The organism is Streptomyces prunicolor NBRC 13075 (assembly GCF_000367365.1).
GTDB classification, from domain to species: Bacteria; Actinomycetota; Actinomycetes; order Streptomycetales; family Streptomycetaceae; genus Streptomyces; species Streptomyces prunicolor.
In genome coordinates this window covers 225,562-239,414 of sequence record NZ_BARF01000025.1, presented here as the reverse complement: position 1 = coordinate 239,414, position 13,853 = coordinate 225,562, and the positions used below count along the sequence as shown (strand labels likewise).

Below are 13,853 nucleotides of genomic sequence, written 5' to 3'. Positions count from 1 at the left end.
ACGGTGGCACGCATGACGACCGTAGGCCTTCTGCTTGCGACCGTCTGCGCCGCGCCGCGCGTCCACACCGCGTCCGCCGCGAGCTCCACGAAGGGGCGTCCCCAATGACCGCCACCCGCCTCCTCCGTACGACCGCCCGCGCAGCCCTCCCCGCACTCCCGGTCCTCGCCGCTGCGTATGCCGCCCCCGTCCTCTCCACCTACGGCCCGCTGCGCAACCGCGTCATGCCCCGCCTCTCCGGTCGCGGTCGGCCGGACCACGTGGCGCTCACCTTCGACGACGGGCCGGACCGGCTGTCAACTCCGTTGTTCCTACGGCTGCTTGACGAGCGCCGGGTGCATGCCACGTTCTTCCTCCTCGGTAACCAAGCCGTACGCGCCCCCGGTCTGGTCCGCGAGATCGCCGCTGCCGGACATGAGATCGCCGTTCACGGCTGGCTGCACCGCCCGCTGCTGCTGCGCGGCCCCCGCGCCACCTACGACGACCTGGCCCGCGCCCGGGACACGGTCGGCGACCTCACCGGGTGTGCGCCACGGCTCTTCCGGCCGCCCTACGGCGTGATGTCGACCGCCGTCCATCTCGCGGCCCGCCGCCTGGACCTCACGCCGGTGCTGTGGACGGCCTGGGGCGAGGACTGGCGGGCGCGTGCCACACCCGAGTCGGTGCACCGGACGGTCACCGGAGACCTGCGCGGTGGCGGCACCGTCCTGCTGCACGACTCCGACTGCACCTCGGCACCCGGCAGTTGGCGCGCCACGCTCGGCGCCGTGCCCCGCATCCTCGACACCTGCGCGCGGCGCGGCCTGTCCGTGGGGCCGCTGCGGGAGCATGCTGTGGATCCGCTCTGAAGTTGACAATATTGTTGGCGTTCCCGGTCGGCGGAATTTACGTTCGCAAGTACCTAGACCAGGGAGCCCCCCATGCTTTCGAACGCCATGAACCGTCGGACCTTCCTCAACGGGTCGCTGACCGTCGCCGCGACGGCCGCACTCGTCGGTACGGGAGCGAGTGCCGGCGCGGCGGACCGCACGACCTCCGGAACCCCGCTCACCGGCCCGCTCCGGATCGACACCGGCCGCGTGTCCGGCGTGGCCTCGCTCGTCTCCGGAGTCACCGTGTTCAAGGGCCTGCCGTACGCGGCGACCACGGCGGGCGACAACCGCTGGCGTCCGCCGCAGCGGGCCAACTCCTGGACGGGCGTGCGTGCCGCGGACACCTTCGGGGACATCTGCCCCCAACAGATGATGGGTTCGGCCTCGGTCACCATGAGCGAGGACTGCCTCAACCTCAACGTCTGGACCGGCGCGGCGAGTTCACGCGAGAAGCGCCCGGTCCTGGTCTGGATCTACGGCGGCCGGTTCACCGGCGGCTACGCCTCCGACCCGGGCTTCGACGGCGCGGGTCTCGCCGCCAAGGGCCTGGTCGTGGTGACCCTCAACTACCGCACCGGCGCGTTCGGTTTCCTCTCCACCCCCGAACTCAGCGTCGAGTCCGGCCACGGGGCGTCGGGCAACTACGGTCTCCTGGACCAGATTTCGGCCCTGCGCTGGGTACGGCGCAACATCTCCGCGTTCGGCGGCGACCCGAACCGCGTGACGATCGCCGGCCAGTCGGCGGGCGGTGCCTCGGTGATGCACCTCATCTACTCCCCGCTCGCCAAGGGCCTGTTCCAGGGCGCGATCTCCGAGAGCGGTGGCGCCTGCGCCACCGGCGACCCCGAGATCGCGGCGCTGGCGGCGTCGTACCGCACGCTGGAAACGGCGGAGAGTCAGGGCACCGCGTACGTCACCGCACTCGGCGCCACCTCGCCGACCGCTCTCCGGGCCCTGGACAGCGCCAAGTTGATGGCGGGTCAGAACGCGAGCGACACCTCGGTCAGCGGACCGGTGAACGGCAACCCGCCGGAGTTCCGCCCGGTCCTCGACGGCTGGGTCAAGCCGTGGACGTACGAACAGGCCCTGGCGGGTGGCCACTTGAACGACGTGCCCGTGCTGGCCGGCGGCAACAAGGACGAGAACGGCGCCTCCCCGAGCCCGACCGTGAAGCTCACGGACTACGAGAGCACTGCGGAGAAGGAGTACGGCACTCTCGCCGACGAGTTCCTGAAGCTCTACCCCGCCACCACCGACACGGAGGCGGGCCAGGCCCGCAACGCCTCCGCCCGCGAGGGCTCGCGCGTCTCCGCCAACCTGTGGGCGGCCGAGTGGGCGAAGACGGCGAAGAGCCCGGTCTTCACGTACTACTGGGAGCATGTCCCGCCGACCGCGACCGGCGCCAACTCCCGTGGCGCGTACCACGGTTCGGAGATCAACTACATCTTCGACAACCTCTACGCCACGAACCTGCCCTGGACCGACGCGGACCGCGAGGTCGCCGACACCCTGTCCGACTACGTGGTGAACTTCGCGACCCACGGTGACCCCAACGGCCACGGTCTCACCCGCTGGCCCGCGGCGAACCACCGCTTCGCGACCGCGATGGAACTCGGCGACCGGTTCGGCCCGCTCGCCCTCGCGGACGCGGCCAAGGTGGACTTCTTCGAGCGGTTCTTCGCGAGCCAGAAGCCCTGGTGACGCTTCGGTGAGGTGAGGTGAGGTGAGGTGAGGTGGGCGCGGGGACGGGAACGGGGCGGGGAGCGGGTGCGGAGAAGCCGCTGAATACCAGGGAAGTAGTCTCTCCGCAGTAGGCGCGCCAAACGAATGCAGTAACTTACTTTAGTTACGCAACGATATGGTAAAGTGGGTCCCATGTCCACACCACCGATCCCCGAAGCCCCCGCCTCCCCGGAGGTGACCGAGATCGAGCGAGCCCTCACTCGGATCACCTACCTGAGCACGCGCGCGCGCCAGCACGACCGGCTCATGGCCCTCGCCGGTGTGCCGCTGGACCGTGCGGCGGTGGCGTTGCTGCGGCAGGTCGCCGACTCCGACCCGCTGCGCCCGGGGGAACTGGCGCATCGCCTCGGGGTCGAGGCCTCGCATGTCACGCGGACGGTGCAGCAGCTGCAGAAGTCCGGATACGTCACCCGCGTGCCCGACCCCGACGACCGCCGAGCCCAGCGGATCGAACTGACCGAGGCCGGCCGGAAGGCCGTCAGCAGTGTCCGGGACGCCGGTGCGCGCGGAATGCAAATGGCCCTTTCGGAGTGGTCGACGGACGAACTGCAGCAACTGGCAACGCTGTTCCACCGCATGGTCGACGACTTCCTGAAGTACTCGATCGAGGACGACGGCGAGCCGGAGGTCGCGGCGTCGGCCGTCACGGCCTGAGCTCCGGGTGCGGGTCGCGCCGACTTCACCCGGGGTCGGCGACGATCTGCGGGAGGTCGGCCGTGTACCGGATTCCGGGGGCTGCCGCGCAGACGAACGGCACGGCGTTCTCCGCACGGTTCGCGGTGTGGAGCGGGGACATCGCGGCCATCCGGTCGAGGGGCACGCGGAACCTCAGGTCGACGTCGAGCGGTGCGTCCCCCCTCGACCGAAACATGCCGGCCGGTCGCGCGGAGATCCCAGGCGGGGTCGAGGGCGGTGGTGCAGTGCCAGTTGGCGCGGAACCGCAGCAAGGGTTGGCCTCTGCGCAGTACGGACACGGTGATCCGCTGCGCGGCTACGGTGCCCACGGGCAGCGTGCCCGGGATAATTCAGGTGGGGTGGCGGGCAGTTGCGACCTCGCCGACCGCCTCCACCGAGTCGAGCGGTACCGAGAGCGCCTCGGTGAGCAGCCGCAACGACGGGCCGAAGTTGTCGCGCAGTCCGCCGGGCGTTGCTCGCGCGTGATGGAACTCGCCGCGTGTAGACACGACGTTCACCCCTGGCGAGAGCAGCGTGCACACCTCGCCGAAATCGCAGTCGCGCGGGGTGTGGAGGGCGCAGTCGGCGCCGAGCGCCAGGATTTCGTCGATGTCGTGCGTCGCGAGCACACCGGTCGCGTCGAACCCGACCCCGCTCAACTCACCAGTATCCAGGCCCGCTTTGGCCGGCGTATGGACGTACCCCCCCGGCCAAGGTCAGGTTCGGATGCTCCAGTACGGCACGCATCGTGCGGGCCCCGATGTTCCCGGTGACCCACTGCGCGACCCGGTAGCGCTGCACTCCATGCCGTAGCGGCTCGGTCATCGCCCACCCCTCGTTCCGATGGGAGAGAGCCGCACTCTCTGCTGTGGAGAGCGTCAATTGAGCCGTCAGATGGCCGACCGCCGTCCGTCAGTTGCGCACGGAGACGCCCGAGAGGCCACCGAGACAGAACTGCCAGAACTCCTCGGCGGTGACCGGGGCCGCGTGGCTGCCGGCCGGAACTCCGTTGCCCTGTGCGACGAACATGACCGTCTGCACCAGGATCGAGGCCTGCCGCCGGGGCTTCCCGGCGGGGATGACGCCGGCGTCCTCGGCCTGCTGGAGCAACTCCGTGAACACCTGATGCAGGGGGAGTTGAGCGGTCGCCACCTGGGCGGGATCCTTCACGAGGAGTTGGAGCGCGAAGTCGCTGAACAGGGGGCGCTCCACACCGGGGTTGGACAACGACTGCTCGAACAGCATCGTCACGCCGAGCCGCAGCGCCTGGAGTGGATCCGACTGGGCGCCGGCCGTTTCGCGGATCTCCGCCGCCGACTTGGACAGCGCGTCCTCGAACAGGGCGAGCAGCAGCTCGTGTTTGCCGTCGAAGTGCTGGTAGAAGCTGCGCAGTGACTGTTTGGAGCGGTCCACGACCTCCTGGACGGTGAATTCTGTCGTCCGCTTCTCCATGATGAGTTCCTGCGCCGCGTCCAGGAAGCGCTGCACACGTTGTTCGGCGCGGAGCTTGGCGGCACGGGTGGAACGCTCAACGGCGCGCTGGCGCCAGGCTGGTTGTTCTTCGGGGGCATCTGTCACATGAAGAACGATAGTCCACTTCAGCGGTAACGCCTTGGCGTTCTTGGGAGAAGAAGAAGGCGCAAGTGCGAGATCCGGGCGTGCGTGTTATGAGAATGATATTCTCATCGCTGTCCGTCCGGATGGCAGGAGGTTCTCCTCGGGGGGCAGGATGCCTCGGCCCAACCCGCCGTGGCTGCTCTGGTGGAGCAGACGCCGCTCGGGCGGACGGGCCGGGCCGAGGACGTTGCGGCTGTGGTTGCGCTTCTGTTGTCGGACGAGGCCGCTTTCGTTTCCGGAGTCGACGTTCTCGTCGGTGGTGGGGTCTCGGCGGTGCGGGAGCGCGCCGCTTCCTCAGCGTCGGCGTCCGGTGCTGCGCCGGGCGGACCAGCCCGACCCTACACCGGCCGAATGCGCGGCCAGGAAGGCGAGCCCGAGAAGCATGAGGCTCGTCGAGCTGAAGACGATCTGGGTCGATGTCTCGGTGATACGGATGATGAAGGCGATGAAGAAAAGTGCGGCCGCTACGAATGCGAGCATCTGTTAACCCCTCCGGATAGACGGCGAGCCACCGGTGATCCCGGTGGCTGCGCCGTTGTCTCCCGAGTGCCCCGGATGATGCCGGACAGTCATGCGCATCCCGCGCCGTGTGCAGGCCAACTGCCTTTTGGGCAAGGGATTCCGAGTGTCGAACGGTACCTGTGAGGCCGACGGCGTCCTGGCCCGCGAGGAGGACGGCGGCCCTCGCCATCCACTCCGGAGGCTCCACCGTCTCCGGCGGGATCTCCCGGCCCCCTCCGCCACCCGCACACCGGCCCCTGCCACCCGCCTGCCGGCCTTCCGTGAGGACCACCCGGGGTGGCTCTGCGGCTGTTCACCGGAGAGCCCCAACGCGCGGGCCGGACATGCTGGTTGACGGATAGGCCGGCCGCCGACCTGTGCCGGCTGCGCGTACCGCTGCGCGAGGCCCTCCGCGCGCTGTCCGGGGAGCTGGTCCGTGCCGCATACATGGCAGGTCGGCGCATCGCCCCTGTGTGACCTACACGCTGTACCCTCCGTCAACTCCCAATGCCTGCCCGGTGATGAACCCGGCCCGGTCCGAGGCGAGGAACGCGACCGCCTCCGCGATGTCGGTCGCATCGCCGAAGCGGCGCAGCGGGATGTTGCGCCGGGTGACGGCGAGCGCGGCCTCGTCCAGTTCGCCGGAGCTGATCAGACGGCCGGCGATACCGTCGTTGAGCATGCCGGGCGCCACACAGTTCACGCGGACGCCGTACCGACCCTCCTCGGCGGCCAGCGCCCGGGCCACCGCCTCGACCGCGCCCTTCGCGCCCGACGACAGTCCGTCCCGAACCGGGAAGCGGCGGGTGGCGACCGTCGTCACGGCGACGATGTTGCCCCGGCTCTCGCGCAGCAACGGCAGTGCGGGATGCACCAGGTTGAAGAACGCCACGGCGTCACCTTCGAGTTGCGCGCGGTACTCGCTCGGCGACACCTTGCTCAGGTGCCGCATCGGTACGTGTGGGCCCGCCGCGTACACGAGGGTGTGGATGCCACGGGCCGGCTCGGACACGGCCTCCGCTGTGGCGGACTCGTCGGTCAGGTCCAGTCGAATCGAGCGGACTTGACGGCCCAGTTTCGTGACCTCGGCCGCGACTGCGTCCGCCGCATCCCGGTTGGTCCGGTAGGTGAGGACGATGTCGCTGCCGCGCTCGGCGAGGAGTCGGACGACCGCAGCCCCGACACCGCCCGAGCCGCCCGCCACGAACGCGACACCTGGTCTGCTCGAGAAGTCCGGCACCGTAACCGCCTCACAATCCGGGGGACTTGGCGATGATGACCTTCATGACCTCGCTGGTCCCGGCGTAGATGCGGGTGATGCATGAGTCCGCGTAGGGCCGGACAACGGGGTATTTCAGTATGTAGCCGTAGCCGTACCCGCCGAACAACGTATAGACCTCTCCCGCAGATCCGGGTCGGTGTGGTGCCGCAACAGGTGGTCGAAGTCGCCGCCCGCGCTGAACACGAGTCCCGCGCCCGTGAGGACGACAGCCCGGGCCTTGGTGTCGTCCGCGAGTTCGCGCCACACCTCCGGCAGTCGTCGGCGCAGTTCCTCGGACACGCCGTTCGGTCGGTCGGGGCGGTTCAGGGTGACGATGCGGACGTCTCCGCCGGCTGCCACGCTCCGCACGGCACTCACCTTGCTCATGCTGTGGGCGGTGAGCTTGCGGATGTCCGCGTCCCTGAACTGCTCGATGTTCGTGGCCGCGTGGATCGACTGCGAGAGCGCACTCATGAAACCGATGAGAGGCTCGTTCTCGCCGGCCCTCGCCACGGCGTTGTGCCAGCGGATGTCGGCCCGCAGGGAGCGCTGGTTGTCCTCGCCCGCCGCCACAGGTCCGTGTGGGCGTCGTCCAGCTTCGCGAGGTCGACGTTCGTCCGGTGACTGGCCGCCAGCGCCGCGCACGCAGGCTCGATTTCCTCTCGTTCGTCTCCGCACGACTGTCGGGTCTGACGTTTGGGCAAGGTCGACCATCACCTCTCGCCTACCGTGGAGTAACATCGCGCGGCAGGCCACCAGAGGAGGAACCGTGTCACGGTCCGAACGCTCGTCGTTGCTGCTCGCCGGTCTGTTGGCGACCGCGGGAGTCGCCCACCTCGCCTCGCCGAAACAGTTCGACGCGACGATCCCGAGCGTCCTGCCCGGGTCGCCCCGGACCTGGACGTACGCGAGCGGTGTCGTCGAGCTGGCGCTGGCCGCGGGCATCGCGGCGCCGCGCACCCGGCGTACGGCCGCGCTGGCCGCGGCGGGCTTCTTCGTGGGCGTGTTCCCCGCCAACGTGAAGATGGCGCTGGACTGGCGGAACCGGCCGACCCCGCAGAAGGCGGCGGCCTACGGGCGGCTGCCCCTGCAGGTGCCTCTCGTACTGTGGGCACGCAGTGTCGCGAAGAATGGGGAGGGACAGTCATGACAGGACGCCTGAACGGCGGCGACAAGATCGAGGACTTCACGCTGCCGGACGAGACCGGCGCCGAACGCAGCCTCACGGAACTGCTCACCGAGGGGCCGGTGGTGCTGTTCTTCTACCCGGCCGCCCTGTCCGCCGGCTGCACCGCCGAGGCCTGCCACTTCCGTGATCTGGCCGCCGAGTTCGCGGCGGTCGGCGCGCGGCCCGTCGGCATCAGCGGTGACTCCGTCGACAAACAGCAGGAGTTCGCCGGGAAGCACACCCTCGGCATGCCGCTCCTCTCGGACGCCGACGGGACGATCCGGGAACGGTTCGGAGTGAAACGCGGGTTCTCGCTGGCGCCCACCAAACGGGCCACCTTCGTCATCGGCGAGGACCGCACGATCCTGGAGGTCGTCTCCAGCGAGCTGCGGATGAACACCCACGCCGACCGCGCCCTCGCCGCACTCCGTACCCACCGGAAGTGACACGGGGGGACTCACCGGAAGTGACACAGGGGCCACAAATGCCGTAGCGCGGTTGTTGCGGCGCGGTAATAGGACCATCCTGGACGATATGGAGCAGGCCTCCGCCGCGGCGGTCATCAATGCCCGAGGCATCGTGACGGGGTGGAGCGAGGGTGCCCGGACACTGACGGGATACCCGGCCGAGGAGGCCGTGGGACGGTCGGTGGGGGCACTGCTCGCCGAACCTCCCGCCACCACGGCCCTGGCCGCGCTGGCGGGCCCCTTGGTCCTACGACACCGGGACGGAACCCCGCTCTCCCTCACCGCGCGGGCGTGCCCGGTGCTCGGCGCGGACGGCGCACCGGACGGATACGTCATCACCGCCGAGCACCTCGCCGAACCGGCACCCGCACCCACCTTGGCGGAGCAGGCTTTCCAGCAGGCGTCGATGTCGCTTTCCGTCTTCGACACCGAGCAGTGCTACCTCCGCCTCAACGACGTCGCCTGCCGGGTGATGGGAGTTCCCGAGGACGTCCTGATCGGCCGGTTCTTCCCGGAGAGCGTGGAGGACGCCGAGCACAGCCACAGCTTCCTGAGCAACCTGCGCATGGTCGCCGAGACGGGTAGACCGGTCCGCTACAACAGCTGGGCCGGTGCTCCCGCCCTGAACCGGGAGCACGCCTGGAGCATCGAGATGTGGCCCCTCAAGGACGACTCCGGCGAGGTGACCGGGGTCGCCCTCGCGGCGTTCGACAGCACCGAGCAGTACCTCGCCCAGCAGCGGCTGGCCCTGCTGAACGAGGCGGCGGCCGGCATCGGCACCACCCTCGACGTGATCCGCACCGCCGAGGAACTGGTGGAGATCCTCGTGCCCCGCTACGCCGACTTCGCCAGCGTGGACCTGCTCCCGTGGGTACTGGGAGCGGACGAACCACCGCCGACCCCGGACGGCGAGATCGTGCTGCGGCGCGTCGCCCACGGTTCCGTCGACGAGGGCACGCCGGGCGCTGCCGTACGCCTGGGACAGACGGACGTCTACGAGCCGTCCTCGCCACCTGTGCGTGCCCTGCGCGAGGGAAGGGCGGTGCGCAGTCAGGCGGGCGAACCCGAATTCGTGCGGTGGGTCGCGGACCGCAACGCGCGCTCCCCCGAGAGCAGTTCCTACCGCAAGGGTGTCCACTCGATGATCGCGGTGCCGTTGCGGGCCCGGGGCACCACGCTCGGTGTCGCGGTGGGCGTCCGCATGGCCCACCCGGACGACTACGCCGCCGACGACGCCGTACTCGCCGAGGAGTTGGCCAGCCGGGCCGCCGTCTGCATCGACAACGCGCGCCGCTTCGCCCGTGAGCGCTCCACCGCGCTCGCCCTCCAACACAGCCTGCTCCCCAGGGACTTGCCCGGGCAGGCGGCGGTCGAGGTGGCCCACCGTTATCTGCCCTCCGGGTCGCTCGCGGGTATCGGCGGCGACTGGTTCGACGTCATCCCGCTGTCCGGCGGCCGCGTGGCCCTCGTCGTCGGCGACGTCGTCGGCCACGGCATCCCGTCCTCGGCGACCATGGGCCGCCTCTGCACGGCCGTCCGCACCCTCGCCGACGTGGACCTCCCGCCGGACGAACTCCTCACCCACCTCGACGACTTGGTCACCCACCTCGCGACGGACGACACCGGCGACGAGGTCGCGGAGTTCGGCGCCACCTGTCTCTACGCCGTCTACGACCCGGTCTCGCGCCGCCTCACCATGGCCGCCGCCGGACATCCACCGCCGGCCGTCGTCCTGCCCGACGGGACCGCGAGCCTCGTCCCCATGACCGCGGGACCACCGCTCGGCGTCGGCGGACTCCCTTTCGAGTCAGTGGAGTTGGAGCTGCCCGAGGGGGCCGTCGTCGCCCTGTACACGGACGGTCTGATCGAGGACCGGGACCGCGACGTCGACCACGCCACCGCCGAACTGTGCCGCGCGCTGACCACGTCCGCCGAGTCGCTGGACGCGCTGTGCGACGTGGTGCTGAAGGCCGTGATGCCGGAGGAACCCAGCGACGACGTGGCCCTGTTGCTGGTGCGCACCCGGGCGTTGGGCGCCGACCGGGTCGCCACCTGGGACATCGAACCCGACCCCGCGCACGTGGCCGGGGCCCGGCAGGCCGCCACCGAGCAACTCACCGCCTGGGGACTGGACGAGGAGGCCTTCGTCACCGAACTCGTCGTCAGCGAACTCGTCACCAACGCCATCCGGTACGGCGAACCGCCCATCCAGCTCCGGCTGATCCGTGACTCCGCCCTCATCTGCGAGGTCTCCGACGGCAGTTCGACCTCACCGCATCTGCGCCGCGCCCACGCCTACGACGAGGGCGGGCGCGGACTTCTCCTCGTCGCGCAGCTCACCCAGCGCTGGGGCAGCCGGCAGACCGGCAGCGGCAAGACGATCTGGGCGGAACAGCCGCTGCCGACCGACTGACAACTCGGCTCACTCGAAGGGGCAGCCCGGGTTCGGCGCGTCCTCCGAGAACGGTGATCCGTGCGGCAGGACGTACAGCACGTCGAGGACGAGAGGGACGTTCCCCAGATTGCGGCCGATGTGCACATTGCCCGAACCGGCCGGTTCCTGGATGGGGTTGCCCGCCCTGTACACGCCGTCGGAGGCGCAGCTGGAGTCGAAGTGGCTGAGCGTGCCCTGCTTGACGATGCCGTAGAGGGGCCCGTCGTGGTAGTGCCAGCCGGTGGCCTGGCCGGGCGGAATGGTGATCTCGCGCAGGGTGTAGTCGGTGTCGCCGATCGTGGTCTGGCTGATCAGCCGGGCGGTGACTCCGGGCCCCGCCGGGGTCGCCTGGGCGGCGGTGCCGACCAGCAGAGCGGCGGCGGCCACCGACCCGGTCACGGCGGTACGGAACGCGGTGCGCATACGAGAACCTTCCGATGAGATCCTGAGCATCCGCCGTGAACATAGAGGCAGGGAAGGCGAGTTGGGGGCAGAAACGCCGACTCCCACCCCCGGAACTCCCAGAGTTTCCCTGAGCCCCGGTGACTTCCCGGAAACTCTCAGAACTCCTCGTGCGTCTCCGGGTCCCCGCCCAGCCGCTGCGGCGTGTGGTCGGCGATGGCGGCCAGCTGGGCCGGGCCGAGTTCGAAGCCGAAGATGTCGAGGTTCGCGCGCTGCCGGTCGGGGTCCGCCGACTTGGGGATCGGGATGGCCCCGAGCTGGGTGTGCCAGCGCAGCACCACCTGGGCCGGTGTCACACCGAAGGCCTCGGCGACCGTCACGACAGCGGGGTCGTTCAGCAGCTCGGAACCGCGCCCGAGCGGACTCCAGCTCTCGGTGAGAACGCCCTTCTCGGCATCGAAGGCGCGCAGTTCGTCCTGCGGGAAGAGCGGGTGCAGCTCGATCTGGTTGACGGAGGGCAGGACGCCGGTCTCCTTCTCCAACTGCTCGATGTGCCCGGGGGTGAAGTTCGAGACGCCGATCGACCGGACGAGACCGTCCTCGCGGAGCTTGATCATCGCCTTCCAGGAATCGACGAACTTGCCGACGCGGGGCAGCGGCCAGTGGATCAGATACAGGTCCACGTACTCCACGCCGAGCCGCGCCCGGGACTCCTCGAAGGACGCGAGGGTCTCCTCGTAGCCGTGGTGGCGACCCGGCAGCTTCGTCGTCACGAGGATCTCCTCGCGCGGCACGTCACTGCGGGCGATGCCACGGCCGACGCCGGTCTCGTTGCGGTAGTTCGTCGCCGTGTCCACCAGGCGGTAGCCCAGGCGCAACGCACCGTCGACGGCCTCCTCGGCCGTGGCGTCGTCCATCGGCCAGGTACCCAGGCCGATGGCGGGGATCTTCGTTCCGTCGTTGAGCGTGTGCGTGGGGATGCTGATCACGGTCGGACCTTCCCTTGACTGTGCGGCACACCCAGTATGGGCGGGCAGTCCCACGCCCGCCGGACCAGGGCCGTCCCGCCAGGTGGAAAAGACCAGTGAGCCCCCGTCCCGGAGCCTTCCGTGAGCTGCTCCGGCGTGGAGCAGCCGCCGTGCCCGCCATCCGCGAGGGGCTCGACCACACCCACCCGCTGGTGCGCGAACAGTGCTGCAAGCTGCTGGACGAGTTGCTGGTCCCGGACGCCGTGGACGACCTGACCGCGCGGCCCGACGACCCCGACGCGCGGGTGCGGATCGCGGCCGTGCACGCGTTGTCCTGCGACCGGTGCAAGCCGGACGCGGCGGCCTGCTTCGCGGACCGTCTCACGCTGCTGCCCCGGGGCATCCGGCTCCTGGAGCGGGACCTGGACCCGCAGGTGCGGGCCAGGGCCGTCGAACTCGTCGGACTGTGGGTGCACAGTCGGCCTGACGCCGTCGCGGCACTGATCCGCGCCCACGCCGACGATCCGTCCCCGCTCGTCCGCAAGAAGGCCGGGTGGTACACGCCCGGCGGTCCCGTCCATCGCCGGACCGCTCCCCGGCCCGCGCGTGCCGCGCGGCGCGGAGCCGAGGCGGACCGGGGCCCTGTCGCCCCGCCCGGGGATCGCTGACACGATCTTCCTTGGAACTCGTACGACCTGGGTACGACCCGGTAGGGGGACCTGGTGCGGACGACCGGCCGGGCACGTACGACGACGGAGCGGGCATGACGACGGACAGCAGCGGTACGACGACGGACGGGACGGTGCGGGTGGACGGCATGGAGGTGCGGCCCGCCTCCGGGCATATCGGGGCCGAGATCACCGGTGTCGATCTGGCCGGTGAACTCGACGATGCCGTGGTCGCCGCGATCCGCGCGGCGGTGCTGCGCTGGAAGGTCGTGTTCTTCCGCGGGCAACGGCTCGACCACACCGGGCATGTGGCGTTCGCGCGCCGGTTCGGGGAACCCGTCGTGCTCGGGCGGCGCGGCGGCGCGTCACCGGCCGGCTTCCCCGAGGTCGAAACGACCGCCGACCGGCTGGAGTTGGGTGGCCGGTTCGGCATGGAGCACGAGGAGTGGCTGGAACGACGGAGGCACACCCTCCTGCGCGGGTGGCACTGCGACCACGGCGCCCGCGTCGACCCGCCCGCCGCGACGATCCTGCGCGCGGAGACCGTCCCGCCGTACGGCGGCGACACCACCTGGTCGAATCTGGCCGCCGCGTACGCCGGACTGTCGCAGCCGGTACGGGAGTTCGTGGACGGGCTGCGGGCCGAGCACCGGCTCGGCGTCGGCTATCAGCCGCGGCCCGGCGACGACGCGTACGTCCGCCACCTCCTGGACCACCAGGTCGCCTCGGTGCACCCGTTGGTGCGGGTGCACCCCGAGACGGGGGAGCGGGTGCTGTTCGTCAACGGCTACTACCTGGAGCAGATCACCGACGTCTCCCGTGCGGAGAGCGCCGCGATCCTGGAGATGCTGCTCGCGCAGGCGACCCGGCCCGAGTACACCGTCCGGTTCCGCTGGGAGCCGGGCAGCGTGGCCTTCTGGGACAACCGGGCCACCATCCACCTCGCCCCCAGCGACAATGCCCACCTCGGCTTCTCCCGGACCATGCATCGGGTGATGCTCACCGGCGACATACCGGTCGGCGTGGACGGCAAGCCGTCGGACCCGATCGTCGGCACCGAGCCCGGCCGCTGGTGAC

General features: G+C 70.3%; 17 protein-coding genes and 2 pseudogenes. 10 read left to right on the top strand and 9 right to left on the bottom strand.

Annotation, left to right across the window (positions count from 1 at the left end):
• Nucleotides 1–104 precede the first annotated feature (104 nt).
• The 3 genes from SPR02S_RS10855 to SPR02S_RS10845 all read left to right on the top strand — a co-directional run bounded on the left by SPR02S_RS10855 (nt 105) and on the right by SPR02S_RS10845 (nt 3,269).
• Nucleotides 105–848, top strand: coding sequence for a polysaccharide deacetylase family protein (locus SPR02S_RS10855; RefSeq protein ID WP_019056981.1), 744 nt, complete (start codon nt 105–107; stop codon nt 846–848).
• A gap of 72 nt (nt 849–920) precedes the next feature.
• The gene (locus SPR02S_RS10850) at nt 921–2,573 is read left to right on the top strand and encodes a carboxylesterase/lipase family protein (RefSeq protein ID WP_019056980.1); all 1,653 of its coding nucleotides are present in this window, start codon (nt 921–923) and stop codon (nt 2,571–2,573) included.
• Between the two features lie 174 nt (nt 2,574–2,747).
• On the top strand, nt 2,748–3,269 hold the full coding sequence (locus SPR02S_RS10845) for a MarR family winged helix-turn-helix transcriptional regulator (protein ID WP_019056979.1): 522 nt from the start codon (nt 2,748–2,750) through the stop codon (nt 3,267–3,269).
• 25 nt (nt 3,270–3,294) lie between these two features.
• Here the strand turns inward: SPR02S_RS10845 and SPR02S_RS64785 are convergent, their stop codons facing one another.
• The 3 genes from SPR02S_RS64785 to SPR02S_RS10830 form a co-directional block, all read right to left on the bottom strand.
• Nucleotides 3,295–3,435: a hypothetical protein gene (locus SPR02S_RS64785; protein ID WP_245607543.1), complete on the bottom strand. Its 141-nt coding sequence runs from the start codon at nt 3,433–3,435 to the stop codon at nt 3,295–3,297.
• Nucleotides 3,436–3,640: 205 nt separating this feature from the next.
• Nucleotides 3,641–3,949, bottom strand: a complete 309-nt coding sequence (locus SPR02S_RS64780; protein WP_026150414.1) for a hypothetical protein — start codon at nt 3,947–3,949, stop codon at nt 3,641–3,643.
• A 253-nt stretch (nt 3,950–4,202) separates the two neighbouring features.
• Nucleotides 4,203–4,868 (bottom strand): TetR/AcrR family transcriptional regulator, encoded by a 666-nt coding sequence (locus SPR02S_RS10830; protein ID WP_026150413.1) that lies wholly within the window; start codon nt 4,866–4,868, stop codon nt 4,203–4,205.
• Nucleotides 4,869–5,039: 171 nt separating this feature from the next.
• Here SPR02S_RS10830 and SPR02S_RS65685 point away from each other — a divergent pair.
• A pseudogene (locus tag SPR02S_RS65685) lies at nt 5,040–5,165 on the top strand (SDR family oxidoreductase); the annotation flags it as partial.
• Between the two features lie 36 nt (nt 5,166–5,201).
• On the opposite strand, the gene SPR02S_RS10825 reads toward SPR02S_RS65685, so the two are convergent.
• Nucleotides 5,202–5,387, bottom strand: coding sequence for a hypothetical protein (locus tag SPR02S_RS10825; RefSeq protein ID WP_019056977.1), 186 nt, complete (start codon nt 5,385–5,387; stop codon nt 5,202–5,204).
• A gap of 318 nt (nt 5,388–5,705) precedes the next feature.
• On the opposite strand from SPR02S_RS10825, the gene SPR02S_RS55530 reads away from it, so the two are divergent.
• Nucleotides 5,706–5,885, top strand: coding sequence for a hypothetical protein (locus tag SPR02S_RS55530; RefSeq protein ID WP_043258190.1), 180 nt, complete (start codon nt 5,706–5,708; stop codon nt 5,883–5,885).
• Nucleotide 5,886: 1 nt separating this feature from the next.
• On the opposite strand, the gene SPR02S_RS10820 is transcribed toward SPR02S_RS55530, so the two are convergent.
• The 3 genes and pseudogenes from SPR02S_RS10820 to SPR02S_RS55525 all read right to left on the bottom strand — a co-directional run bounded on the left by SPR02S_RS10820 (nt 5,887) and on the right by SPR02S_RS55525 (nt 7,056).
• Complete coding sequence (locus SPR02S_RS10820) at nt 5,887–6,612, bottom strand: SDR family NAD(P)-dependent oxidoreductase (protein WP_019056976.1); 726 nt, start codon at nt 6,610–6,612, stop codon at nt 5,887–5,889.
• A 46-nt stretch (nt 6,613–6,658) separates the two neighbouring features.
• A pseudogene (locus SPR02S_RS60065) lies at nt 6,659–6,781 on the bottom strand (acyl-CoA dehydrogenase family protein); the annotation flags it as partial.
• Nucleotides 6,763–7,056, bottom strand: coding sequence for an enoyl-CoA hydratase/isomerase family protein (locus SPR02S_RS55525; RefSeq protein WP_245607548.1), 294 nt, complete (start codon nt 7,054–7,056; stop codon nt 6,763–6,765). The gene SPR02S_RS55525 and the pseudogene SPR02S_RS60065, both read right to left, overlap by 19 nt.
• 382 nt (nt 7,057–7,438) lie before the next feature.
• On the opposite strand from SPR02S_RS55525, the gene SPR02S_RS10810 reads away from it, so the two are divergent.
• The 3 genes from SPR02S_RS10810 (at nt 7,439) to SPR02S_RS10800 (ending at nt 10,717) form a co-directional block, all read left to right on the top strand.
• The gene (locus SPR02S_RS10810) at nt 7,439–7,819 is read left to right on the top strand and encodes a DoxX family protein (RefSeq protein ID WP_019056974.1); all 381 of its coding nucleotides are present in this window, start codon (nt 7,439–7,441) and stop codon (nt 7,817–7,819) included.
• Nucleotides 7,816–8,283, top strand: coding sequence for a peroxiredoxin (locus SPR02S_RS10805; protein ID WP_019056973.1), 468 nt, complete (start codon nt 7,816–7,818; stop codon nt 8,281–8,283). Before SPR02S_RS10810 ends, SPR02S_RS10805 begins: the two co-directional genes overlap by 4 nt.
• Nucleotides 8,284–8,371: 88 nt before the next feature.
• Nucleotides 8,372–10,717, top strand: a complete 2,346-nt coding sequence (locus SPR02S_RS10800; RefSeq protein ID WP_019056972.1) for a SpoIIE family protein phosphatase — start codon at nt 8,372–8,374, stop codon at nt 10,715–10,717.
• A gap of 9 nt (nt 10,718–10,726) precedes the next feature.
• Here the strand turns inward: SPR02S_RS10800 and SPR02S_RS10795 are convergent, their stop codons facing one another.
• Nucleotides 10,727–11,161, bottom strand: coding sequence for a cupin domain-containing protein (locus SPR02S_RS10795; protein ID WP_019056971.1), 435 nt, complete (start codon nt 11,159–11,161; stop codon nt 10,727–10,729).
• A 137-nt stretch (nt 11,162–11,298) separates the two neighbouring features.
• Nucleotides 11,299–12,129, bottom strand: coding sequence for an aldo/keto reductase (locus SPR02S_RS10790; RefSeq protein ID WP_019056970.1), 831 nt, complete (start codon nt 12,127–12,129; stop codon nt 11,299–11,301).
• A gap of 149 nt (nt 12,130–12,278) precedes the next feature.
• Between SPR02S_RS10790 and SPR02S_RS10785 the strand changes: the two genes are divergently transcribed.
• On the top strand, nt 12,279–12,776 hold the full coding sequence (locus SPR02S_RS10785; RefSeq protein WP_019056969.1) for a HEAT repeat domain-containing protein: 498 nt from the start codon (nt 12,279–12,281) through the stop codon (nt 12,774–12,776).
• A gap of 95 nt (nt 12,777–12,871) precedes the next feature.
• Nucleotides 12,872–13,852 (top strand): TauD/TfdA dioxygenase family protein, encoded by a 981-nt coding sequence (locus SPR02S_RS10780; RefSeq protein WP_019056968.1) that lies wholly within the window; start codon nt 12,872–12,874, stop codon nt 13,850–13,852.
• The last annotated feature ends 1 nt before the right edge of the window (nt 13,853 follow it).

Excerpts from the sequence above, each read along its gene's own strand:
- SPR02S_RS10780 (WP_019056968.1), top strand. The coding sequence starts at position 12,872 with ATGACGACGGACAGCAGCGGTACGACGACGGACGGGACGGTGCGGGTG.
- SPR02S_RS55525 (WP_245607548.1), bottom strand. The coding sequence starts at position 7,056 with ATGAGCAAGGTGAGTGCCGTGCGGAGCGTGGCAGCCGGCGGAGACGTC.
- SPR02S_RS10825 (WP_019056977.1), bottom strand. The coding sequence starts at position 5,387 with ATGCTCGCATTCGTAGCGGCCGCACTTTTCTTCATCGCCTTCATCATC.
- SPR02S_RS10850 (WP_019056980.1), top strand. The coding sequence starts at position 921 with ATGCTTTCGAACGCCATGAACCGTCGGACCTTCCTCAACGGGTCGCTG.
- SPR02S_RS10795 (WP_019056971.1), bottom strand. The coding sequence starts at position 11,161 with ATGCGCACCGCGTTCCGTACCGCCGTGACCGGGTCGGTGGCCGCCGCC.
- SPR02S_RS10845 (WP_019056979.1), top strand. The coding sequence starts at position 2,748 with ATGTCCACACCACCGATCCCCGAAGCCCCCGCCTCCCCGGAGGTGACC.
- SPR02S_RS10805 (WP_019056973.1), top strand. The coding sequence starts at position 7,816 with ATGACAGGACGCCTGAACGGCGGCGACAAGATCGAGGACTTCACGCTG.
- SPR02S_RS10855 (WP_019056981.1), top strand. The coding sequence starts at position 105 with ATGACCGCCACCCGCCTCCTCCGTACGACCGCCCGCGCAGCCCTCCCC.
- SPR02S_RS10800 (WP_019056972.1), top strand. The coding sequence starts at position 8,372 with ATGGAGCAGGCCTCCGCCGCGGCGGTCATCAATGCCCGAGGCATCGTG.